Source organism: Flavobacterium xueshanense, from assembly GCF_900112975.1.
GTDB lineage: Bacteria > Bacteroidota > Bacteroidia > Flavobacteriales > Flavobacteriaceae > Flavobacterium > Flavobacterium xueshanense.
Map to the genome: position 1 here is coordinate 116,563 of NZ_FONQ01000001.1, position 24,372 is coordinate 140,934.

The window sequence follows — 24,372 nt, forward strand, 5'->3', positions numbered from 1 at the left end:
AGTGTTTAAAACCATGAATATCAATTTTTTTGATATATTAGCAAACCCTTATCTTTTTAATACTTACAAGTTTACTACTATGGATGCTAATAATGAGCTCAGACTTCGCTTACGTTTTTACAAAGATGTTCCGCAAAATATAGATGCTTTGCGTGTAAAATTTGCCAATTACACCCAAATCAAGTCCAAAGATTACTTCGTTAAAATTCGTGGTTATCACATTTGGTTAAACATAAAAGGACCTAAAAAAGCGTATTGGTCTCCCCATTTACATCTAGAAATGGAATCAAAAGACCAAGACGAGACTCATGTCAGAGCATTATTTGGCCCTGACCCAACTTTATGGACACTTTTTATGTTCTTCCATTTTATTATTGCGGGAATCTTTTTGATTTTTTCGGGAATTGCTTATTCTGATTATATCCTGAAAAATCCCGTAACATTCGATTTAGTAGTAATGGGATTAATGGTTTTCGCCTGGTTTTTACTCTATATTGTAGCCAAACAAATCCGAAGTAACGGCCACAACCAAATGAATGATCTGGAAAATTTATTTTTGGAGATTATAGAATCTTAGTTTTTATTTGGAGCAATTCCAGCTCTCCGCTATATCTTTTGTGCTGTCCCGAAGTTTCGGGACTGCACAAAAGGATGCCGCTGCTATCTGGGCTAAAAAAAAAAATCAATATCAGAAATTGAATTACAATATTGATTTTTCAAAAAAACGTAACAGAAAAAATTATTGGTTATAACCAAATCGTTTCAACATGTTTACGTTGCTTCTCCAGTTTTTATTCACTTTCACATACAATTCAATATGAATTTGTTTTCCAAAGAATTTTTCTAAATCAGCACGGGCTTCCATTCCTACTTTTTTCAAAGCGGCACCTTTATGTCCGATGATGATTCCTTTTTGGGTATCGCGTTCCACCATAATCAAAGATCGGATTCTAATGATGTTTTCATCTTCAAAAAACTCTTCGGTTACAATTTCCACTGCGTATGGGATTTCTTTGCTATAATTTAACAATATTTTTTCGCGAATGGTTTCATTTACAAAAAAACGCTCCGGTTTGTCTGTCAATTGATCTTTTGGGTAGTACGCAGGCGATTCTGGTAACAATTCAATAATTCGTCCAAAAACTTCCGGTACATTAAAATTCTGTAAAGCTGATATTGGAAAAATTTCCGCATTAGGAACTTTCGCAGTCCAGAAAGCCACCTGCTCTTCAAGTTGTTCCTGATTCGAATTATCTATTTTGTTTAATAAAAGCAGAACTGGGATTGTAGCGTGTATAATTTTATTAAAAAATGCTTCGTCTTTCAATTCTTGTTCTCCAATTTCCACCATATAAATCAGAATGTCAGCATCTTCAAAAGCGGACTTAACGAAATTCATCATGGACGCCTGCATTTCGTAGGCTGGCTTAATGATTCCGGGTGTATCCGATAAGATCAATTGAAAATCTTCCCCGTTTACAATTCCTAGAATTCTATGACGTGTTGTTTGTGCTTTTGATGTGATTATGGATAATCTTTCTCCAACAAAGGCATTCATTAATGTTGATTTCCCAACATTTGGATTCCCGATGATGTTTACAAAACCTGCTTTATGTGACATTTCTATTATAATTTATTTTGCAAAGGTAGACATATCAAGTCAATAGATGAAATAAAACATTTTTAAAAATTTTTATTGGAAATACGGAAATTCGTTGTACATTTGCACCCGAAACAACGCGGGATAGAGCAGTAGGCAGCTCGTCGGGCTCATAACCCGAAGGTCACAGGTTCGAGTCCTGTTCCCGCTACTAAGAATAACATTGAAATCACAAAAGCACATCGCGCGATAGAGCAGTAGGCAGCTCGTCGGGCTCATAACCCGAAGGTCACAGGTTCGAGTCCTGTTCCCGCTACTAAGAGAAACCCATCAATATTTTGATGGGTTTTTTCATTTTTACTACATTCTCTAATGTCCAAAAGATTGAGTTCAAAAGTAGGGGATCAGGTAAAAAAATTAGATAATCTAAAAAAGAAAAAATCAATTTTTTGAACCCCTCTAAACTGACTTACGAACGCTTTAATTACTTGAAAATTTCTGGGCTTTGAGCAAGCGATCAAACGATTAAAAAAAACTAGAAAGCTTTTAAACAACTACAATTCGCATCCAAAATATAAATAGTTAATAAAAGAAGTTTAAACTAGAATCCTATTGACCATTTTTAATTATAAATTAGATACGGCGCTCTCATTATTTTAAAGTCTCGCAAACCTAATTGCCAACTTTTTCTTATCTCATCTTCCAAAAGGCCTGCTTCTATTTGCTGTTGCAATTTTTCATTTCCAGCGCGTATTGAAAACTTTCTTTTGTCAAAAAATTTTGATTTTTCTGCAGAAGTTTGATAGGCTTTGATGAGCCATTTTATTTCAAGTTTGTCAATTCGTGGAGCAGCAGATAAATCTTCTCCATAACATTCTATCCCATTGTACAAAGGGTTTTTGTCACCAAAATTAGGTTTTGGAGTGAAAGAAAAATCACTTTTTGGCAAAAAAGGAGAACCATAAATTTGAAATTGTTTTTCTGTGCCACGTCCCATACTTACATTAGTACCTTCAAAAAGACACAAGCTAACATACAAATTGATAGATTGGTCATTCGGCAAATTTGGAGAAGGCCTAACGGGTAAGCTGTAACTCTTACTTCTATCGTAGTTCAGACATGGAATAACAGTCAATTTACATTGAATCTTATTTTTTAACCATTTTTCTCCATTGATCATTTTAGCGTGTTCGCCTAAAGTCATTCCGTGAAGCAAAGGAGTTCGGTGCATGCCAATTCCACTTTGAAAAGCAATATCCAAAACCGGACCGTCAATAATTGCAATATTTGGGTTTGGACGATCCATTACGATTAAAGGAATATTGTTTTCTGCACACACTTCCATTATTCTATGCATGGTTGAAACATACGTATATAGTCTTGTTCCCACATCTTGCAAATCAAAAATCATTATATCAATGCCCTTTAATTGCTCAGGAGTTGGTTTATTGTTTTTACCGTAAAGCGAAATAATTGACAACCCTGTTTTGGTATCAATTTCATCCGATACGTGTTCCCCAGCATCGGCGGTACCTCGAAAACCATGCTCTGGAGCAAAAATGGTTTTAATCTTCACTTTTTTTGAAACTAAAAAGTCAACCAAATGTGTTTTCTCATCAATAATTCCTGTTTGGTTGGTTACAATACCAATTGATTTCCCTTTCAGTAATGGCAAATATTGAGTACAGTTCTCTGCTCCTGTTTTTATCTTTTGTGCAAAGGAAACGGTTGCCAGTAGCACAAAAATGAGTGTTAGTTTTTTCATAGAATCAAGGCTTTTATTTTTTACACTTAAATTTAATTAAAATTATCAATTATTTATTTCTTTCCAAATTTTCGATGAAAAATCATCCTGATAAATCAATTTGTTGGTCCGGGTAGGATTGACACGATTAGTTAGAATAATTAAAAACCGCTCGTTATCAGGATTCAAAAAGAAAAAAGTACCTGTATAACCCGTATGACCAAAATCATTTTTTGTAAAAAAGGCAGTTGGTTTTCGTTTGTCAAAACCAATGCCGCGATAAATTCCTTTTTTAACAAGAGGTGATTTAGTAAACTTTTTGACTACGCTTATTTTTAAAATTTGTTTTCCTTGATACTTTCCTTTGTTAAGTAACATTTGGCAAATCACCGATATGGATTCCGCATTTGCGAATAAGCCTGCGTTTCCAGAAATACCACCAAAAATAGCGGCAGCTTCATCGTGAACATATCCTTTGATGGTATCTTTCCTGAAAAAATTATCAATTTCAGTTGGTACCACATTATGTTCAACAGTCCACTTTAATGGATTGTAGCCTATTTTTGAAATTCCTACAGCACTATAAATTTCTTTCGCCAATTGATCTAGTTTTTTACCACTCTTTGATTCCAACATTTGTTGGACAAGAATTAAATTTAGATCGCTGTACAAATAATTTCCTCGTGGATTGGTATTGGCCACTGCTATTTTTTGATGCACACCCTTGTAAAATTCGGGATTTAACCACATGTTTTTATAAATTTGAATGTACCTGTCTTTTGGTTCAAAAGAAAGGAATATGGTATCGTAAACTATATTTTTGTTTACGTACATGGTATCAAATAAATCAGGATAGTTATCAGATTTTTCATTGCTCAACAAAGGGAGCCCATTTGATGTAGACAACAAACTTTGATAAAATGTGATTCCTGATTTCAAACCCGTAGTATGCGTCAGTAACTCAAAAAGTGTTAAATTGGCAATCGCAGTATTTTTGTACATAGCAACTACTTCACCCAAATTGTCTTCTAAACTTATTTCATCCTCTCCAACTAAATGCATGGCTACCAAAGTTGCGCCTAAAACTTTGGACATGGAAGCCAAATCATATACGTCATCTGTCTTTACTTGCGTTGTTTTCAAATAATTATGATAGCCGTAATTTTTCAATAAAAAAATAGAATCTTTGCTGCCCACAACAATTTGAGCTCCGGGAAAAAATCCTTTTTCGAGCGCATTATTCATCATCGAATCGATGTACACTTCCTTTTTCTTTGTATCGAAGGCATTTTTCGATTTTTTTTGAGTTACACAACTTGCAACTGAAAAAATCAAAAAAATAATTCCTATTCTGATTGCTATCTTTTTCATATCTATCTTATGGGTAAATTTTCAAATCCTGAGCAGCCAAAATAGGCTCGTTATTAGTTCCTGTGATGGTAATTCGAACGGCTTTTACGGCCTGTTTTGGAAAGATTGTAGCATTTCCATATTCATAACTATCTCCTTTTTCAAAATCTACACCGTTATATGAATATTCAACATAGCCATCATTAACAATAAATCTTGGGTGGTGGGGAATTCCAGTTAACACATCAATTTTAAAAGACACAACAGGTTTTGTGAAAGTGTATAAAATCCAGTCTCCACTTACACACGGAACATCTGTTCGCAAATAAGTCTCTATGTTATAATCTTCTAATTTTGAAAGTGGAAATTTAGGATTTTCAGTCATCGAGGAAGTAACTTTTACCTCTGGCTCCTGATACGGTGAACAATTGAAATTTACCCTAGCAGAAGATTCCTTTGCTTCTTTATTATCAACAATAAAATTCAAACGATAATTGTTTTTTTCGTTGTAATTTTCAATCAAAAACCGCAGGCGTGGTTTTGATTTCAATGTTTTTTCTTCTGGATATGTCTGTATCAATTTATCATTTTCAAAAAGTGAAACTGTTCTAACGATCCCACTAGTGACTGCATCAGTTGTAGGATTAAAAGTTAGGTACCAAATTCCATTTTTATCAATATTTTCGGAAATATTCTCCGAAATAGTTAAAGTTTTAACTTGAGATGTATTCCAACTTGCAATTGGTAGTTTCTCTACTTTTACTGCAGGACTTACTGAATCTTCATTAAAAAAAGTACGGAACAGGTATTGCTCGTAACTTTTTGTTTCAATTGGGTTTATATACAAAGGCGACAATATTGTAGGTTCATTTCCTTGTGCATCATAGCGTACAACAGCTCCTTCATAAGGCTGTGTCACTGTAATGATCCCGCTTTTATAAGTTGCGGAAGGTGGAAAATCCCTAAAAGCAATTCCCATATTAACCAAACGCTGTAAATGACTATTTGTTAATCTTCCATAAAAATCATCCCAGTTTTTATCTTCTTTTTTAGACCAAGCAATTTCTGATAAGGCACTTATTCTTGGATAACTTTGGTATTCCATAAATCGTGTCGGACGGTCAAGATACTCGCTCCATAAAGCACCTTGAACTCCTTTTATCAATTTTTGCTGCTCGGATGTTAAATCGTTTTCAGGAATGGGTTCAAACGAATAAACTCTTTTTGTATCTGTAATGGCAGCCCAGCGATGACCACGTTCATTTTCAGATTGTGCCATATCAAAATAAGTAAATTGTCCTGGAATCATAATCGTTGGATGTCCTTTTTTAGCAGATTCTATTCCGTAACTTATGCCTTGCCAGGCAAAAATTTCTGTATTTGGATTTATCTCTCCGCCTTTAAGAATTTCGTTCCAGCCCGCAGTTTTTCTATTGTATTTTTCTACTATTTTTTCAACACGCTTAAAGAAATAATTCTGAAGTTGAAAAGTATCTGTGTACCCTTCTTTTTCCATCAAGGCTTTACATTTTGCGCATTGTTCCCAATTAGCTCTATTAACCTCGTCTCCTGCAACATGGATGTAATCAAAAGGAAACATTTCCGTAAATTCTCTGATAATAGAATCTAAAATTTGATAATTTTCTTCACGACCTACACACCATACATTTTTTACTTCGCCCTGAACACTTTTTGTTTCCTGAGTTGTAACACAACCAATTTCAGGATAAGCGGCCGTTACAGCACGAGAATGTCCCGGGATTTCGATTTCGGGCATAATAGATACGCCACGATCTAAGGCATAAGCAACAACTTCTTTGATGTCGTCTTGAGTGTAATAACCCCCATACCGTTTATTTCCGGAACCGTATGAAGGTAACAATACTTCTCCCGGGCCTCTCCAAGCTCCTTTTAAGGTCAGGTCTGGCATTGATTTGATTTCGGCTCTCCAGCCATTATCATCTGTAAGATGCCAATGAAAAACATTCATTTTATGTGCTGCCAGCCAGTCAATATAATTTTTGACCGTTTGTTTATCAAAAAACTGTCTTGAAACGTCAAGCATCATTCCTCGCCATTCAAAACGAGGATAATCTTGTATTTTTACAACTGGAATTGTTCCTTTTTGCACCTCTTTTGCGGAGCAGATTTGTAATAAGGTTTGAAAACCATTTAGAACTCCGTTTGAAGATTTTCCTTTTACACGAACTCCTTTTTTAGTTACGCTCAATTCATAACCATCAAGTGGAAGATTCATTTTTTCATCTACCAGAAATAATATTGTATTTTTTTTATGCTTATTTCCAATAGATACTGCTGGAATAATACCCGTATTTTTCAAAAAATTGTTTCCTATATAATCTGCACTTTTCTGTATTTTTTTGTCAACAATAATTTGCACCGATGAAGGAATAATAAAGACCTCTTCTTTCTGTTGTATTTTTACGGGCTTTGGAATTATATCCAGTTTCTGAGCCTGTAACGCATTTAAGGAACTCAAGAAAACTGCAAGTAGTAGCATACTTTTTTTCATCTTTTTATCTTTATTATTTTGTTATAAATTCTATTGGGATGCTTTCGGTTTGTGTTTGACTCAAAGCCGTAATGGCATAAATGTAATTTTTAAAATTAGCGTCGGTCACTTCAAACGTTTTAGCTGTTGTTACATAATAAATATTCTCAGAATTGGAGAAATCAGTTATTTTTCCTTTAGTAAATCTATAAATTACGAATTTCTTGTTGTTCATTGTTGCCTTCCAAGTCAGAAATGCTTTGTCGCCTTTTTGAGTAAATACAGCGTTTGTTGGCGGCTGTGGTGTTATCCTTATAATTCTATTTGCCTCAGGTGTTAATGCGATATATTTATATTGTTTTCCAATAATAGGTTTTCTAAGCGTATCTCCTTTTTTTAATAAAGTGGAAGCTGTAAAATGCATAGAGCCGTCAATAAAAGGTAAGGACCGAATCATTTCTATTTGCTTGACAATTTGGTCCGGACTTCTCCATTCTACTTCTTTAGCGGCTTTCGAAATCTTATAATCACCGTGACCAACATAAACATTTGCCCCGTATTTATGTGTTGCCCACCATTTTGCCAAAACTTCAAAATTGGCTCTGTCAAAACCAATATGCCAATACAGTTGTGGAGTTACATAGTCTATCCAGTTTTCTTTCTGCCATTTCAAAATATCAGCATACAAATCATCATAATTTGTAACTCCTGCCACAGTATTTGAACCTTCCGAATCCTTAGATTTATTTCGCCACACTCCAAAAGGCGAAATCCCAAATTCGACCTCTGGTTTATTTGCAATTATGGTGTCTCTTATTTGTTTGATTATCAAATCGACATTGTCTCTTCTCCAATCATCTTTGTCTTTAAATTGGCGTGGTTCTTTGTTAAACGCTATTTGGTCGGGAAATTCTTGTCCTGTAATTTTATAAGGATAAAAATAATCGTCCATATGTATTGCCTGAATGTCATAATTTCGAACTATTTCTCCCACTACAGACGAAACAAAATTCCTAGTTTCTTTATAACCAGGATTAAAATATCTGGTTTTTCCATAAGTAACAAATAACTCTGGTTGCTTAAAATATAAATGTGTTTTTGCAAGCACTTCTTTGGTCGTGTCTTTTTGTGCACGATAAGGATTGAGCCAAACATGGACATTCATTCCTCTTTTTCCGGCTTCATCAATCATTAACTGGAGCGGGTCAAAATTAGGCGCAACTCCCTGCGTTCCGGTGATCCAATGTGATGCAGGTTCTTTGGTCGATTTGTAATAGGCATCGGCCGTAGGACGGATTTGAAAAATTACGGTGTTCAAATTATAAGACCGCATATTATCCAAAAGCGTTATCATCTCGTCCTTCATTTCTTGGTCTGACAAGCCTTGTTTTGAAGGCCAATCAATATTGTCTACGGTAGATATCCAAACGGCCCGCATTTCTCTTTTTGGTGATTGTTGGCTAAAAAGATTGGTTTGAAACAGCAACAATAGAATTAAAATTTTTACACTATTCATAAATACTATTTTTGGTTATTTAATACTCTTTAAAATTATTATAAACTGTAACTAAAAAATATTTTTAGATAAAGAAACGGGGCATCCTTAATGTGAAGAAGATACAGCAGAAAACTATTTTTTTTTACATAGTCTACGATGCTTTATAAAATTGAAACGTATTTTTCACACTTTTTAAACTAGGTTCCTCTACGTTAGAAAATGCTGCCAAATTACTCTAATAAATAAATTACTCCTTCAATAAGCGATGTCCACACGCTGCCTTTATCATCCACCGAAAATCCATTTACACTGGAACTTCCTAAATGAATTTCTTTTATAATCTGAAATTTTTCAGAATCAACTATCACAACCTCTCCTTTTCGGCTTCCTATATATATCTTGCCGTTATTTTCTAATATTGCTGCAGGATTATGTTCGTATCCAAGTTTTAAATCCAAAACCTTACTTTGGTTAATCAAATTTTCTTCGGTCAATTCTAACTCATCATTAAGGGGCAATCTTAAAAGCTCCCCATTCATTGTTTTAGCATAAAACCACTTCCCGTCCTGGCTTTTTCCCATGGATTCTCGGACTTTCCATTTAGAGGTTCTCAAAAGTGTTTTACCCGTTTCTATTTCTAAAATTGTCAAGAACCGTTCTGGAGTAACAAAATAAAGTCTGCTCGTTGATGAAACTGCATTTACGTTTCCAGCCGAATACAAAACTTGTTTATTGTTTCCATTATTCCATTTCCAAATAAGTTCTCCCGTATTTTTATCCAAGCAATAAAGATTAGTGTCCCATGCCCCAAAAATAATTTTATCGCCTTCTATCAAAGGGGTTCCTTGTGAATAAGACAACGGCAATTTATTTTGCCAAATAACATGTCCATTAACTGCATCGATACAAATAAACGCTGTAGAACTCGCTGTATAAAGTTTATTGTTTTCGACAATTGGCGAAGCTACCAAAACGCCACCTACAGAAATCTTCCATTTTTGCTTGCCCGAATCTTTATTAAATCCTAGCAAATTTCCTTCTATTGTACCAATAACAAGGATGTTCTTTTCAATTATTGGTGAGAAATAAATTGAATTCCCTGTTTCTATTTTCCAATTTAAGGACTTCTTTTTCAAATTAACCGATTGTATCTCCCCAATAGAATTAGTAAAATAAACGTTCTTTTTATCAAAACAAGGGACACTATAAATAGACGCAATGTCTTTTATGAAAGGAGAGAAATTAGTTCCCAAATTATCATTTTTAATTTCAATTTTTGAAGGTTTTGATGAAACTGAAAATTTAAAAACACTTGGTTTTTCTATTTCTTTCTGATAAATACTAATACTATCGTTACTTATGATAACCTCATTATAACTTTTTGTCTTTCCATCACGCGAAGTAATAGATGCTCCCATAATGCCGCTCAAACCGGAGAAATCATGTTTTTTCAACGTGTGTCCATGACCGCAAAAACTAGCAACAGTAGGGTGTTTTTCTAAAATAGAAAGTACTTCTTTATAATTACTGACACTATTGTCCAATGGGTAATGTGCAAAATTCAGTACCTTTTTATTACTGTTTTTAAGGCTATCTTTTAATGTTTTATCGAGCCAGAGAACATCTTCATGTTTTACAAATCCATCCCCCATTTTCATGTAAGGGCCACACGGAAATCCCACAAAAAGATAGTCCCCTTTTGAAAATACAAAGCGATCGTTGCCCCATAGTTTTTTATATGTTAAACCAGCGCTTTCGCTCCAATTTGTCTCGTGATTTCCAGAAATCACATAATATGGAATTTTTAAATTCGCAAGAATGGCATGAACCTGTTTTAATTCATCATCAGCACCACGATTAGTCAAATCTCCAGTTACTACAACAAATTCATGATCCGAATTGTTGATTTCTTTTACAATATTTTGCAACAAAAAATCATTTTCGTTCCCTACTGAAACATGCAAATCGGTAAGTTGTACAAACTTGATATTTCCAAATTTTTCTGTTTTTTGAGAAAATCCAGATGCAATTATGAAAATCAATAATATTTTGGAATATAGATATTTCATGATTACTTATTTAGTTCGTTTTTACCGTATCGTTAAAATAGTTATAAAAAAATAGCATTTGAAACTTTAAAGAGTTTTCCCAATATTCAATATTGTGTTTTCCAGGACGTTCTATATAATCATGATTTATTTTTAAAGCAAGCATTCTTGTATGAAGCTCCCTGTTTACATCAATAAAAAAATCATCAACACCACAATCAATAATAAGTTTTAGATTGCTATTTTCTAACAACCCAAGCATATTTACAACTGTGTTTTTATCCCAATTTTCAGGGAACTCAGTTATAGTACCAAGACGTTTTTTTATATCCCACTTTTCAGGAAACGGACGAAAATCAACACCTCCGCTCATACTTCCTGCCGCTCCAAAAACTTCTTGATGCTTGAACGATAAAAACAATGCTCCTTGCCCGCCCATACTAAGACCTGATATTGCTCTACCTTCCCGACTTGCTATTGTTTTATATTTTTTGTCTATAAAAGGAACTAATTCATCGATTATGTAAGTTTCATATTTAGAAGTTGGGTCAATTGGACTATTAAAATACCAACTTGAATAATTTCCGTCAACACCAATTACAATAAAATCATATTTATCAACCTGTTGTCCAACCTCTTTAAAGCTTTTTACCCAAGTTGCATAATTTCCGCTATATCCATGAAGAAGATAAACAACTGGGAATTTTATCTTGCTTTTTTTATAACTATCGGGAACTATTACGCAGGTCTTTATATTTTTTTTCATCGAAGCGCTAAAAACTTGTATGGTGTCAACCTTAGCTGCTTTGGCAGAAAAAAATACGAATACTAAGAGTACTATATAAATTATTTTTTTCATAGAATTATGGTGTCTTTTTTTTAAAAAACAAAATTTATAATACATTTTAAAAGAAAAAATAAAATCAAATTCGAAAATTTTATTTCAAACAATCCCTTAAAATTGTCACCGGATGTAATGCTTTTCTAGTGGTTCCGTCAAAAATCTGGTGGCGACAACTCGTTCCCGCTGCAGCAATGACTGCTGTGGAATCAGTTGCTCTAATTTTAGGAAACAACGTGTCTTCTCCCATTTGCATGCTGATTTCATAATGTTCTTTTTCATATCCAAAAGAACCTGCCATACCACAACAACCCGAATTATAAATTGTAACCGAACTGTTTTTTGGCACATTTAACATCGCAAAAGTCGCTTCCATGGTACTCAATGACTTTTGATGGCAATGTCCGTGAATTTTTATTGTTTTTTCCTCTTCAGAAAATTGTTCTGCATGAATTTTACCTTTTGTAATCTCATTTTTGAAAAATTCTTCAATTGTAAATACATTTTCGGCTAATTTTTGGGCACTTTCTTTATCATCTGCCAATCGAATGTATTCGTCTCTAAATGTCAATATCGCAGAAGGTTCGATTCCTATCAGAGGTAAATCTGCAGTAATATAATCCGAAAAAACGGCAATATTTATATTCGCAATTGCTTTTGCTTCTTCGAGAAAACCTTTAGAAATAAAAGCTCTTCCGCTCTCTTCATGATCCACCAGAATCACCTCGTATCCTAATTTTGTCAATAACTCGTACGCATCGATTCCAACTGAAACATCATAATAATTAGTAAATTCATCGCAAAACAAACATACTTTTCCGTTTACAAAAGAATCACTTGGCGCTTGATTCCAATTTTTTTCGTACCATTTTCGAAATGTCTTTGGAGCCAAAAGCGGCACTTCTCTTTTGGCAGCAATCCCCATACTTTTTTTTACAAAGGGCAAGTTCACCATGAAATTCGTAAACTTTGGAGTGATACTTCCCAGTCCATTCAGTTTTGCATTAAAAGCAAACACTTTATTGCGCCATGAAAATCCATTTGCTTTTTGGTATTGGTACAAAAACTCCGATTTTAAAGCAGCCACATCCACATTACTGGGACATTCGCTGGCGCAAGCTTTACAACTCACACACAATTCAAATACTTTATACAATTCTTGGTGGTCGAATTTATTGTCCTTTTCGGAATGCGTCAAATATTCTCGCAGCGCATTGGCTCTAGCGCGCGTCGTATCTTTTTCATTTCGGGTTGCGCGGTAACTCGGACATAAAGTCCCACCCGCCGAAGGTAAATTTCTACAGTCACCAGAACCATTGCATTTCTCTGCAGCACGCAAAATTCCCAAACTATCCGAGAAATCCTGAATCGTTTGTATTTCCGGTTCCAATCTTCCTGCTTCCACTCTAAGATTTTCATCCATTTTGAAAGCGTTTACGATTTTACCAACGTTTAAGATGGTATTCGGGTCAAAAGCATGTTTGATTCTTTTTAACAATTCATAATTCTGGTCTCCAATCATAAAAGGCAAAAACTCGCCACGCACAATTCCGTCTCCATGTTCCCCACTTAAAGATCCTTTATATTTTTTCACTAAAATGGCTACTTCGGTGGCGATGTTTCTAAATTGATGCAGCCCTTCTTTTGTTTTCAAATTCAAAACCGGTCGCAAGTGAATTTCTCCGGCTCCGGCATGTGCATAATAAATGGCATTCTGACCGTGACGCTCCATCATTGCGGAGAATTCAGCAATGTAATTGGGTAAATCACTCAACTCAACGGCGGTATCTTCAATAGAATCAGCCGCTTTATTATCGCCTACTATACTTCCTAAAAGCCCAAGACCTGCTTTTCGCAACTCAATTATTTTATCAATATCAGCTCCGTAAATTTTTGGTAAAGCATACGCGAAATTGTTTCTTTCCAAATCAGCAATTAAATCATCGGCTTGTCTTTCGGCATCTTCCATACTTTGATGCGACGCCACTTCGAGCATGATAACCGCTTTTGGTTCTCCTTGAATGAAAAATCTGTTTTTAGCTTGTTCCCGGTTGGTTTTTGTACAATCCAATATCGTATCATCCATCATTTCACAGGTATACAAATGATGTTTCATAGCAGTAACCACGGCTTCTAAACTTTCCTGAATGGTATGAAAATGAGCCACTACCATGACATTTTTCGTTGGTGGCAGCTCGTCCACTTTTAACGTTATTTCGGTGGTAAAAGCTAGTGTTCCTTCGCTTCCACAAAGAAGTTTTCCTAAATTTATAGTATTTTCTGTTCCCCCAAAAAGTTCCGATTTCAATAATAAATCAATCGCGTAACCGGTATTTCTTCGGTGAATTTCTGGTTTCGGAAATTCCTTGATAATCTCTATTTGGTTTTCTGTATTTGAAAGTTCCTGGTAAATAGTCTTGTAAATAGCACTTTCAAGCGTATTCCCTTTTGTTTTTTTAATAAATTCTGCAGAAGTCATTTCTTTAAATACTGCCGAACTTCCATCACTCAAAACTGCTTTAATTTCCACTATTTTGTCTCGGGTAACTCCATACCGAATTGATGTTGTTCCAGATGAATTATTGCCTACCATTCCGCCTATCATACAACGATTGGAAGTCGAAGTATTGGGACCAAAAAACAATCCGTATGGTTTTAGATATAAATTCAGTTCATCCCGAATTACTCCCGGCTGTACGGTAACCGTTTTTTTCACGGAATCAAAAGCGACAATCTTTGTAAAATGTTTCGAAACATCCACGATTATTCCACTACCTACTGTTTGTCCTGCCAATGATGTTCCGGCAGTTCTGGGCGTAATTGAAATTTTATTTTTTGCTGCAAAGCAAATAATTTTGACAATATCTTCCTCTGATTTTGGAATCGCTACAGCAACTGGCATAATTCGATATGCTGAAGCATCGGTGGCATACAGCTTCTTATAAAGATCATCGTATAAAAGTGTTCCTTCTAATGACTGAGATAATTCTTGTAATTGAGGCGTGATTAACATGTAGTGCGGTAAATTGCTGTTATTTCTAAAAATATAAAATATCTCACATATAGATTAATCCTTTTCGCAAAAAACTTAGTCAACTGTTAATTTCAATCAGTTGCCGACTCTTGCGAAAAGTAACATCTAAAGTTAAATTCATCCTTTAAACATTTAGGACTTTTAATCTTTCTAATAATCATAACGTTTAAAAGCCTCAATCGCCTCATATTCTGCAAGACCCAAATCATCATATAGTTTTGCCGTATTTTTATTACGCTCCTCGGCTCTTACCCAAAATTCTCTGGAATCATTTCCTTGAAACATCACTCTGTCTTTTTGCGATTGATGGTACAAAATGGCATGTCTTTTAATCGTTACTTCATCTGGACTCAAAGGCACAGCCATATCTATTTCGTGAATATCCCATTCATGCCAAGCACCTCTGTACAACCACAACCAACAATCATTCATGTAAGATTCTGATTTTAACTGCTTCATCGCTTCAAATATAGAATTCAAACATACTTCATGAGTACCATGCGGATCTGCCAAATCTCCGGCGGCAAAAACTTGATGAGGCTTTATTTTGGCAATAATATCTTTCACGATAGCAATATCATCCAGACCTACAGGGTTTTTCTTTATTTGTCCTGTTTCGTAAAAAGGCAGGTCTAAAAAATGCGTTTTTTCATCTTTTAAACCTATGTATCTGGTAGCAGCATACGATTCACGTCGTCTTATAAGACCTTTTAATTTTCGAACTTCCAAAGAATCAACTTGGTTTTCGGTCTTATTATTTAGAAAATTAATAACCGATGAGAAATTAATTTCACTGTTCTCTTTTCCGATAAAATCACGACATACTTCAGCAAACTTTAATGCTTCATCATCCGTAACTGCTATGTTTCCGGAAGTTTGATACACAACATGCACGTCATGTCCTTGTTTTATTAATTTAGAAAATGTCCCACCCATTGAAATTACATCATCATCTGGATGTGGACTAAAAAGAATAACTCTTTTTTTTGAAGGATTAGCTCTTTCGGGTCTGTGAGAATCATCAGTATTGGGTTTTCCTCCAGGCCAACCCGTTATGGTATGCTGTAAGACGTTAAACATATTAATATTCAAATCATAAGCAGAACCTTCTTGTGCTAAAAGATCTGACATACCATTATTATTGTAGTCCCTGTCGGTAAGTTTTAGTATGGATTGTTTGGTTTCTTTGCAAAGCCAAATAATTGCTTTACTTTTTAATTCTTGTGTCCAAATACATTGACCGACGAGCCAAGGTGTTTCGAATCTTGTTAATTCAGAAGCCGCAAATTGGTCTAAAACAAAAGTAGCATTAGAATGATTCTGTAAAAAAGTAGCAGGAACTTCTGAAGTTATTTCACCTTGAATTGTCCTTTTAATAACAGTCGCTTTATTTTGCCCCCAAGCCATCAAAACAATTCTTTTAGACCTCAGAATCGTTGAAACTCCCATGGTAATCGCTCTTTTAGGAACGTTATCAATACCATTAAAATCCGAAGAAGCATCGACTCTGGTAATGTGGTCTAATGTTATAATTCTCGTTCCGGAGTTAATGTGAGAACCCGGCTCATTGAAACCTACATGCCCGGTACGACCAATTCCTAAAAGCTGAAAATCAATTCCTCCTGCATTTTTTATTTTTGTTTCATAATTCATGCAATATTGATTCAGTTCCTCTAATACAACTGTTCCATCTGGAATATTTATATTTTCCGGTTTAATATCAACATGATTAAACAGATGCTGATGCATAAAATAATGATAGCTCTGGCGGTTTTCTTTAGTCATCGGATAATATTCATCCAGATTAAAAGTGACAACGTTATGAAAGCTAAGTCCATCCTCTTTGTGCATTCGAACTAATTCTTCATATACTTTTATAGGTGAAGAACCTGTAGCCAAGCCAAGGATACAAAATTTATTTTCGACCTGTTTAGATTTGATTAATACTGCTATTTCCTGAGCAACAACCTTTGAAGCTTCTACAGCACTTTTAAAAATTACATTATGATTTTTTTCAAATCGAGTTTCTTCAAATTTTCCCGGTATGTTGTAGGCCAAAGAAGTTTTCGTTTTCATAATATATCTCTTAATTAAAAAATTAGTTTAACAAATATAAATAAAAAACAAAACAAATATTTTATTTTGCATTATTTAATAAAAATAAATTTAAATAATGCAAAATAACGCAATTTTTAACTAAAATTTAAATTACAAAATAAGAACTCCTAACTTTCTATATTCTTCCAACCTTAAATCTTCTGGATCTAAATCCGTAACAATCGTGTCTAACTGATTGATATCACAGACAATATGCGGCATTTTAGTATTTAATTTACCAGAAGCAAACATAGAAATTACTCTATCAGATGACCCTATCATTGCTTTTTTAACGATAGAAACCTCATAACCGACTTCCGTCAACCCCTGTTTTACATTAATACTGCTGGCTCCTATGAAGCAAATATCCGCTTTAATCTTTGATAAAACTTGAATCACATCCATTCCTATGGTAACCATTGCGTTTTTCTGCATTTTTCCGCCAATAAATATTAAATCTATATTGGGATGTTGAGACAACTGCATCGCTATAGGCAAGCTATAAGTATAAATAGTAGCCTTTAAATCAGAAGGGATTAACTTAGCAAAAACCAGATTAGTACTCCCTCCACTCATTATAATTACCTGTCCGTCATGTAACAAAGACAATGCTTTAGTAACAATTTTTTTCTTTTCTTCTTCAGCCGTTATGACGATATCGAAAACATCAACAGACTTTCCTGCGCTTTGTATGGCTCCACCGTAAACTTTTTCAAGAAGATTCTTGTTATCTAACTCATTTAAATCCCTCCTTATTGTGTCCTCTGACAAAGCTAAAGCCAAAGCCAAATTAGTTGTAACAACTTTCTGATCCTCAATAAGTTTAGTCATTATATATTTATGTCTTTCGGCTTTTAGCATTTTTTAAAATTAAAAATTCAGGACAAATATATCAAATATTTTAATTCAAAAGCAGGTATATTTCACCAACTGCGATAGAACACCTCATTAAAATCAATAATCTACAAACATAAAGCCTGTTTTTAAACTAAAAATGCATTTTATTGCGTTATTTAGTTTGTTTTAAAAAAAATTAATACTAAATATTGCATTTATATGCAATAAATAAATATATTTGTTCAATAACCATAAAACCACAATAATTATGAAGAAATTATTCCTTGTTTCATTATTAGTTTTGTTTGTTCAAGTTACATTTGGACAAAACAAAACAATTACTGGAACTGTCAAAAACAAAGCGGACGGAATTCCAATACCTGGGGCTTCTGTGCTAATTAAAGGAACTGCTAATGGAAGCACGACTGACTTTGATGGTAATTACAGCATCGCTGCATCATCAGGACAAACACTTAGTTTCAGTTACATTGGTTTTGAAACCAAAGAAATAAAATTTACGGGACAGCAAACACTCAATATAGAACTTTCAGAAAATGCTTTAAAATTAGACGAAGTTGTTATTGTGGGCTTTGCTTCTCAGAAAAAAGCGAATCTTACAGGTGCTGTAGCCTCTATTGATGTTAGTAAAACACTTGGAAGCAGACCTTTGACAGACATCAGTAAAGCATTACAAGGTACTACGCCAGGTGTAAATGTTAGTTTTAATTCCGGAAATATAAACCGTTCAGCAAATCTGAATATACGTGGATCTGGAACTGTAAATGGCTCAGATTCTCCTCTCGTATTAGTTGACGGGGTTCCAACGGATTTAGCTCTTATTAATCCAAATGACGTAGCAACAATGTCTGTACTAAAAGATGCGGCTTCTGCCTCTATATATGGAGCTCGTGCAGCCTTTGGTGTAATACTTATTACTACAAAAGGAGGAAAAACAGGTGAAGGAAAAGTTAGATTTTCTTACTCGGGAAACACGGCTTTCTATAATCCAATCTCGACATTACAATTCCTAGACCCAACAGATGAAATTCCTGGTTTGATTTTGGCAGGAACCCGTACTGACGGTGCAATGCCAGAATTTTTTGGTGCAAATTACAATACGATGCTGGCTGGAATTCAAAACTGGAAAGAAAAATATGCAAATAATCGTACCAGTAATGAGATGATTTACGGTGAGGATTGGGAGATTAAAAACGGCACACCTTATTTTTACAGAGTTTGGGATACAAATAAAGAATTGTTTGCAAATGATGCTCTTCAAACTTATCACAATTTTTCTGCGCAAGGTAATCTAGGAAATAACAGTTCTTTCTTCGCTTCATTTGGACTTACAGAACAAGAAGGAATGTTAAAAGTTAATCAAGAAAAAAAACAAAGAACAAATGTAAATTTAGGATTTACAACAAAATTAGCTGATTGGCTTACTGGTGATTTTAAAGTGTTGACAATTCTAAGTAATTATAAACAACCGTTCAATTATTATGGTGGTGAAGGCACTGATGATTCAGGATATGGCGGGTATCTTGGTTATGCTCTTCGTTGGGGTCAATATACACCAAATTTCGGAACTTACAGAGGATACAATTTTCGCACTGCTGGAGGATATTTATCTAATGCTTCCACGAATGAAAATAAACAAGTTAATAATAGGTTAAGTGCTAAATTTACAGCAGAAATTACAAAAGATTTTAATTTAATAGGTGAAATAAGTAATGTGACTGACTATTATTCCAGAAAACAAAACGGAGGCAAATTTCAAGGCTGGGATAGTTGGTCGGCTATGCCTTATAGTGCTACCACAATTCAAACAGCAATGCCCACTATTTTGGCAGCAGGAGCTGATTTTGTAGCGCAATCAAAGGCTGAATCAACAACAAAAGTTGTCAATATCTACGCAAATTACAAAAAGCAATTTGATAAACATAACATCAAATTTTTAGGAGGTTTCAACTCGGAGTGGCAAGATTTTTCACGTACTTACGCGAGAAGAAATACGCTTTTGGACAAATCAAAACCGGAATTTAATCTTGCTGTAGGTGAGCAATTTGTTGCAGGAGCTGGTAACAGTTCTTTAAATCCAGCAGTAACCTCCTATTCAATCGCTGGTTTCTTTGGACGAATAAATTATGATTATGACGGAATTTATCTCTTAGAAGTGAATGCCCGTTATGACGGTTCTTCAAAATTTCCTACTGCTCAACAATGGGGATTTTTCCCTTCAGCATCTGTCGGATACAGGATTTCTAACGAGAAATTTATGGAAAGCACACGTGGTTGGCTGAATGATCTTAAATTGCGTGCTTCTGTAGGGGCGATTGGAAATCAAAACGTAGGAAATAATGCTTTCTTATCCGTTTTAAATTCTTCAAATCCTTGGTGGATAAACAGTGGATCTACACTGCCTCCCTCTACTGGTTTACCAACTAATGTTGATCCCACATTATCTTGGGAGAAAGTTTATACAAATGATATTGGTCTGGATGTGTCAATATTCAAAATGTTAAGCGCTTCATTCGATTGGTATCAGCGTGAGACAAAAGGAATGTTAGCGCCAGGCATAACTCTTCCTGGTTCTTTTGGTCAGGCTGCTGCACAAACAAACTCAGGAAACATAAGAACAAGAGGTTGGGAATTGTCATTAAATTTTAATAAAGAAATAAATAAAAATGCTTCGGTATTTTTAGATGTTGCTTTATCAGATTACACCTCCGTGATAACCAAATGGAATAATACTTCTAAATTATTAAGCACTTATTATGATGGGTATGAAATTGGTCAAATTTGGGGTTTAACAAGTGATAGGCTTCTTCAAGCGGATGATGTAATAACAAACAACGGTAAAACAGTAAATGGGATTGACTACTCAAGGGCAATGGGCGGTAATTTCAAATTTGGAGCTGGAGATGTGCATTACGTGGATACAAACGGGGATGGTGCTATATCTCGCGGTGCTGGAACCGCAGACGACCACGGAGATTTAACTAAAATTGGAAACTCAACTCCACGTTATAAATACGGAATAACATTAGGCGGAAAACTTCACGGATTTGATGTTTCTGCTTTCTTCCAAGGAGTTGCTAAACGTGATTATTGGGCTGCCTCTGACGCCGTGTTACCTTTCTATCGTTCACCTCAACAAATGTATGCGAACCAATTAGACTATTGGACACCTGAAAATACAGGTGCATATTGGCCAAATCCAAATTATGGCGATGAATCAGGTGGTTTTGGAGGAAGTACTACTGGTAGAAATAACTTCATTACTCAAACAAGATATTTATTAGACATGTCTTATTTGCGTCTTAAAAACTTTAGTCTTGGGTATTCTTTATCCAAAGAACTTGTAAAAAAAGCCGGATTAGAAAAAGTTAGACTTTACACCTCAGGTGAAAACTTATTGACTTGGGCCGATAGCCGCCTTCCTGTTGACCCAGAAATTAATGAAGCTGAAATTTTCTGGGGAAGAGCTTATCCTTATACTAAATCATGGTCTTTTGGAGTTGAGCTATCGTTCTAATATTAACAATTCAAAAATTTTAAAATGAAAAAATTAAATATAAAATCTAAATTACTACTAATGTTTACTGTTGCTACTGTCGCAATATCTTCAGTTAGTTGTGAGGACTACTTAACAGAAGATCCTGCGGATAAATTTACAAACGATAACTTTTGGCAAACAGAAGACAATGTAAAAACATTTTCATGGAATAATTATGATACGTTTTATGGCTACGGAAATGGTACAACAATTGGACTTTCCTTTTTCTATTACCATGGTAGTGATAACAGAGTTGATGATAATTTATCGGCTTTCTCTTTTTATCAGATGCCGATAACTCCGACTACTACTAATGCCACTTCTTGGAATCAATATTACTCATTAATTCGCCGTTGCAATTTGATGCTGGAAAAAGTACCCAGTGTTACAATGTCTGAAGCAAAAAAGAATCATTATATTGGAGTAGCTAAATTTTTTAGAGCTTATACTTATTTTCGTTTAGTGCAAAAATTTGGAGACGTTCCGTATTCTGATCAATATTTATCTCAAAATGATCCTTTAGTTTATGCACCAGCAACACCAAGGGCAGAAATCGTAGAAAAAGTTATCGCAGATTTAGAAGAAGCTAGCAACTTGCTGCTTGCAATTGATGATAAAAATGTTACTGTCAATAAATATACCGCTTACGCCGCTTTGAGCAATGTTTGTCTATATGAAGGAACTTACAGAAAATATCATTTAGGTCAAAACGGAAGTGCTTATCTTAACAAAGCCAAAACAGCTTCGTTGGCAATAATGAATAATTCAAGCTATAGATTAAATTCCGATTGGCAATCTCTTTATAATTCTGTTGAATTGGGTGGCAACTCAGAAGTGATACTTGCAAAACGTTATCTGACAAACGTATTAATGCATTCTCTGCAGAACTACACCAATACTTCTACTACACAATACGGATTAACAAAATGGGCTGCCGATAGCTATGTAACAACAAATGGCTTACCAATACAACAAGCCGGAAACACCCAATACATAGGCGATGATAACGTTACTAAAACATTTACTAATAGAGATCCACGTTTTGCAAAAACTATAAACCCGACTGTTTACGGATATAAAGGAAAACCTTTTGGTACCGCTGCATTAACTTCAATGTCTGGATATGTATTTGAATTATACAATAATCCTGCAACATCAGGTCCAGATGTCACAACTGGAGGACGAAATTATACTGACAGTCCGTTATTTACACTCAGCGAGATTTATTTGAACTACGCGGAGGCTTGTGCTGAGCTTGGTACCGCAACAAATATTGACCTTGATATGTCAATCAATAAAGTACGTACTCGTGCAGGTATAGCATCTTTAACTACTGACGGAAATAATGTTTCTGCCGCAGGTGTGCAAATTAATGACCCAAGAAGAACAGCTGCTTTGGAACAAATCTCCGGTAGCGTTAATCCACTAATTTGGGAAATTCGTCGTGAGCGTCAAATTGAATTTATGAGCTGGACAACACTAAGACAAATTGACATTTACCGTTGGAAAAAAGGAGATTATTTAGATACTACAAAAAATCCAGATGTAAATCTTGGAGCAAGAGTTGGTACTCCTGTTGGAACGCAAATTAAAGTAGACGCTAACGGTTATGTAAAGATTTACCCAACAAGTACAAGAAACTTTGAAGTCAAACACTATTTATTAAATATCCCTACAAATGATATTGATTTATATAAAGCTCAAGGTGTAGAATTAAAACAAAACCCAGGTTGGTAATTCAGTAACCCAAAAACTGAATACTATAAGATTATAAACTACCTCAAGGCGCAGATAGCCCAGAGGTAGTATTGTAATTTTCTTTGTCATAAGTATTGATTATCAAAAAACTACCAAAATAAAAGTCCTATCTGATAGATTCAGAGAAACTCTTCTCTAGTAAATCAAATTCAAATTGATCATCGTACGGGAAAAACCAAATAATAATTAAATAAAAATTTAAAATTTTATTTGGTCAAGATCATCATTCTAACTATTAAACTTTAATTTAAAATGATAAAATTTATAACAAAAAGTGCTCTTCTTGTATTATCTATATTTTACACCTCATCCTATTCCAATTCATTTCAGATAATTACAAAAAAAAATACGTTAGAAAACAATAGTATCACAATTCGAACAGGCGCTGATAATTACGAGAAATACCTGCCGTTATTGCAAAATAAAAAGGTTGGAATTGTTACCAATCAGACTGGTATTCTGACAAACAAAATACATTTAGTAGACTTTTTATTAGAAAAAAAAATAGCCATCCAAACCATTTTTGCTCCTGAACACGGTTTTAGAGGAACTGCTGACGCTGGAGAACATGTCGTTGATGGAAAAGATGCCAAAACCGGACTCTCAATTATTTCTCTTTACGGTGATAATAAAAAACCAAAAGCAACACAATTAGTTGGAATTGACATTATGTTATTTGATTTACAAGATGTTGGCGCACGTTTTTACACTTACATTTCGTCTTTGCATTATGTCATGGAAGCCTGTGCAGAAAACGGAATTCCTCTTTTAATTCTTGACAGACCAAATCCTAATGGGAGTATTATTGATGGTCCACTTTTAGAAAAAGAATTTACCAGTTTTGTAGGCATGCACCCTATTCCGTTACTTCACGGGATGACTATCGGGGAATATGCACAAATGATAAATGGAGAAAAATGGCTTAAAAATGCGGCACAATGTAAATTGACCGTTATTCCTTGCATTGATTATAATCGAAAAATGGAATATAATTTACCTGTAAAACCATCTCCAAATTTACCAAATGACCAATCCATAAATCTTTATGCGAGTTTGTGCTTGTTTGAAGGGACCAATGTGAGTGTGGGCAGAGGAACCGAAAAACAATTTCAAATTTATGGTTCACCTTTTTTAACGGAAAGCACTTTTACTTTTATTCCAAAACCAAATTTCGGAGCCAAAGACCCACTTTATAATGGAAAAGAATGTTTTGGTGAAGATTTAACAACTTATCCTAAATTATCTCGATTAGAACTAAAATGGTTAATTAAAGCCTATCAAAATACCAGTGACAAAACTCAATTCTTCAATCCTTTTTTTACAAAACTTGCTGGGACAAAAAAATTACAGCAGCAAATTGAAAGCGGAATTTCAGAAAATAAAATAAGAAAAAGTTGGAAAAATGGATTAACAGTATTTAAAAAAATGCGCATGAAGTACGTGATCTATTAAATAAATGCTTGTTTATTTTCATATAAAACTAGGGAACTATTTTAA

Annotated in this window: 14 protein-coding genes and 2 tRNA genes; 6 read left to right on the forward strand and 10 right to left on the reverse strand. The window is 34.6% G+C overall.

Going from position 1 to position 24,372, the window contains the following annotated elements; genetic code table 11:
• Window positions 1–13: 13 nt before the first annotated feature.
• Entirely contained in the window at window positions 14–577 is a 564-nt protein-coding gene (locus tag BMZ76_RS00505) for a hypothetical protein (RefSeq protein ID WP_091202453.1), read from the forward strand.
• Between the two features lie 162 nt (window positions 578–739).
• Here the strand turns inward: BMZ76_RS00505 and era are convergent, their stop codons facing one another.
• Window positions 740–1,621, reverse strand: a complete 882-nt coding sequence (gene era, locus BMZ76_RS00510) for a GTPase Era (protein ID WP_091202458.1) — start codon at window positions 1,619–1,621, stop codon at window positions 740–742.
• A 117-nt stretch (window positions 1,622–1,738) separates the two neighbouring features.
• Between era and BMZ76_RS00515 the strand changes: the two genes are divergently transcribed.
• Both BMZ76_RS00515 and BMZ76_RS00520 read left to right on the forward strand, forming a co-directional pair.
• A tRNA-Met gene (locus BMZ76_RS00515) sits at window positions 1,739–1,811 on the forward strand.
• A 32-nt stretch (window positions 1,812–1,843) separates the two neighbouring features.
• A tRNA-Met gene (locus BMZ76_RS00520) sits at window positions 1,844–1,916 on the forward strand.
• A gap of 306 nt (window positions 1,917–2,222) precedes the next feature.
• Here BMZ76_RS00520 and BMZ76_RS00525 read toward each other — a convergent pair.
• The 9 genes from BMZ76_RS00525 to BMZ76_RS00565 form a co-directional block, all read right to left on the reverse strand.
• Window positions 2,223–3,365 (reverse strand): exo-beta-N-acetylmuramidase NamZ family protein, encoded by a 1,143-nt coding sequence (locus tag BMZ76_RS00525; protein ID WP_091202460.1) that lies wholly within the window; start codon window positions 3,363–3,365, stop codon window positions 2,223–2,225.
• 45 nt (window positions 3,366–3,410) lie between these two features.
• Window positions 3,411–4,715, reverse strand: coding sequence for a serine hydrolase domain-containing protein (locus BMZ76_RS00530; protein WP_091202463.1), 1,305 nt, complete (start codon window positions 4,713–4,715; stop codon window positions 3,411–3,413).
• A gap of 7 nt (window positions 4,716–4,722) precedes the next feature.
• Window positions 4,723–7,227, reverse strand: coding sequence for a beta-N-acetylhexosaminidase (locus BMZ76_RS00535; protein WP_091202465.1), 2,505 nt, complete (start codon window positions 7,225–7,227; stop codon window positions 4,723–4,725).
• A gap of 13 nt (window positions 7,228–7,240) precedes the next feature.
• Window positions 7,241–8,722: a glycoside hydrolase family 10-like protein gene (locus BMZ76_RS00540; RefSeq protein ID WP_091202467.1), complete on the reverse strand. Its 1,482-nt coding sequence runs from the start codon at window positions 8,720–8,722 to the stop codon at window positions 7,241–7,243.
• Window positions 8,723–8,934: 212 nt separating this feature from the next.
• Window positions 8,935–10,773 carry an outer membrane protein assembly factor BamB family protein gene (locus BMZ76_RS00545; RefSeq protein ID WP_091202470.1) on the reverse strand — a complete coding sequence of 613 codons (1,839 nt, stop codon included), beginning with the start codon at window positions 10,771–10,773 and terminating at the stop codon, window positions 8,935–8,937.
• A 10-nt stretch (window positions 10,774–10,783) separates the two neighbouring features.
• Entirely contained in the window at window positions 10,784–11,611 is an 828-nt protein-coding gene (locus BMZ76_RS00550; RefSeq protein ID WP_091202471.1) for an alpha/beta hydrolase, read from the reverse strand.
• Window positions 11,612–11,690: 79 nt separating this feature from the next.
• Window positions 11,691–14,606, reverse strand: coding sequence for an FAD-binding and (Fe-S)-binding domain-containing protein (locus BMZ76_RS00555; protein ID WP_091202473.1), 2,916 nt, complete (start codon window positions 14,604–14,606; stop codon window positions 11,691–11,693).
• Window positions 14,607–14,777: 171 nt separating this feature from the next.
• A complete protein-coding gene (nagB, locus tag BMZ76_RS00560) occupies window positions 14,778–16,703 on the reverse strand; it encodes a glucosamine-6-phosphate deaminase (protein WP_091202476.1) in 1,926 nt (641 codons plus the stop codon).
• 132 nt (window positions 16,704–16,835) lie between these two features.
• The gene (locus BMZ76_RS00565; RefSeq protein ID WP_091202479.1) at window positions 16,836–17,585 is read right to left on the reverse strand and encodes a DeoR/GlpR family DNA-binding transcription regulator; all 750 of its coding nucleotides are present in this window, start codon (window positions 17,583–17,585) and stop codon (window positions 16,836–16,838) included.
• A gap of 244 nt (window positions 17,586–17,829) precedes the next feature.
• Here BMZ76_RS00565 and BMZ76_RS00570 point away from each other — a divergent pair, with 244 nt between their 5' ends.
• The 3 genes from BMZ76_RS00570 to BMZ76_RS00580 all read left to right on the forward strand — a co-directional run bounded on the left by BMZ76_RS00570 (window position 17,830) and on the right by BMZ76_RS00580 (window position 24,327).
• Complete coding sequence (locus BMZ76_RS00570) at window positions 17,830–21,096, forward strand: SusC/RagA family TonB-linked outer membrane protein (RefSeq protein WP_091202481.1); 3,267 nt, start codon at window positions 17,830–17,832, stop codon at window positions 21,094–21,096.
• Between the two features lie 24 nt (window positions 21,097–21,120).
• On the forward strand, window positions 21,121–22,854 hold the full coding sequence (locus BMZ76_RS00575; protein WP_091202484.1) for a RagB/SusD family nutrient uptake outer membrane protein: 1,734 nt from the start codon (window positions 21,121–21,123) through the stop codon (window positions 22,852–22,854).
• Window positions 22,855–23,127: 273 nt separating this feature from the next.
• Window positions 23,128–24,327: an exo-beta-N-acetylmuramidase NamZ family protein gene (locus BMZ76_RS00580; RefSeq protein ID WP_091202487.1), complete on the forward strand. Its 1,200-nt coding sequence runs from the start codon at window positions 23,128–23,130 to the stop codon at window positions 24,325–24,327.
• Window positions 24,328–24,372: the final 45 nt, after the last annotated feature.

What these genes read in the sequence shown, in the direction of transcription:
- BMZ76_RS00505 (WP_091202453.1), top strand. Translation starts at nt 14, where the DNA reads ATGAATATCAATTTTTTTGATATATTAGCAAACCCTTATCTTTTTAAT.
- era (WP_091202458.1), bottom strand. Translation starts at nt 1,621, where the DNA reads ATGTCACATAAAGCAGGTTTTGTAAACATCATCGGGAATCCAAATGTT.
- BMZ76_RS00525 (WP_091202460.1), bottom strand. Translation starts at nt 3,365, where the DNA reads ATGAAAAAACTAACACTCATTTTTGTGCTACTGGCAACCGTTTCCTTT.
- BMZ76_RS00530 (WP_091202463.1), bottom strand. Translation starts at nt 4,715, where the DNA reads ATGAAAAAGATAGCAATCAGAATAGGAATTATTTTTTTGATTTTTTCA.
- BMZ76_RS00535 (WP_091202465.1), bottom strand. Translation starts at nt 7,227, where the DNA reads ATGAAAAAAAGTATGCTACTACTTGCAGTTTTCTTGAGTTCCTTAAAT.
- BMZ76_RS00540 (WP_091202467.1), bottom strand. Translation starts at nt 8,722, where the DNA reads ATGAATAGTGTAAAAATTTTAATTCTATTGTTGCTGTTTCAAACCAAT.
- BMZ76_RS00545 (WP_091202470.1), bottom strand. Translation starts at nt 10,773, where the DNA reads ATGAAATATCTATATTCCAAAATATTATTGATTTTCATAATTGCATCT.
- BMZ76_RS00550 (WP_091202471.1), bottom strand. Translation starts at nt 11,611, where the DNA reads ATGAAAAAAATAATTTATATAGTACTCTTAGTATTCGTATTTTTTTCT.
- BMZ76_RS00555 (WP_091202473.1), bottom strand. Translation starts at nt 14,606, where the DNA reads ATGTTAATCACGCCTCAATTACAAGAATTATCTCAGTCATTAGAAGGA.
- nagB (WP_091202476.1), bottom strand. Translation starts at nt 16,703, where the DNA reads ATGAAAACGAAAACTTCTTTGGCCTACAACATACCGGGAAAATTTGAA.
- BMZ76_RS00565 (WP_091202479.1), bottom strand. Translation starts at nt 17,585, where the DNA reads ATGCTAAAAGCCGAAAGACATAAATATATAATGACTAAACTTATTGAG.
- BMZ76_RS00570 (WP_091202481.1), top strand. Translation starts at nt 17,830, where the DNA reads ATGAAGAAATTATTCCTTGTTTCATTATTAGTTTTGTTTGTTCAAGTT.
- BMZ76_RS00575 (WP_091202484.1), top strand. Translation starts at nt 21,121, where the DNA reads ATGAAAAAATTAAATATAAAATCTAAATTACTACTAATGTTTACTGTT.
- BMZ76_RS00580 (WP_091202487.1), top strand. Translation starts at nt 23,128, where the DNA reads ATGATAAAATTTATAACAAAAAGTGCTCTTCTTGTATTATCTATATTT.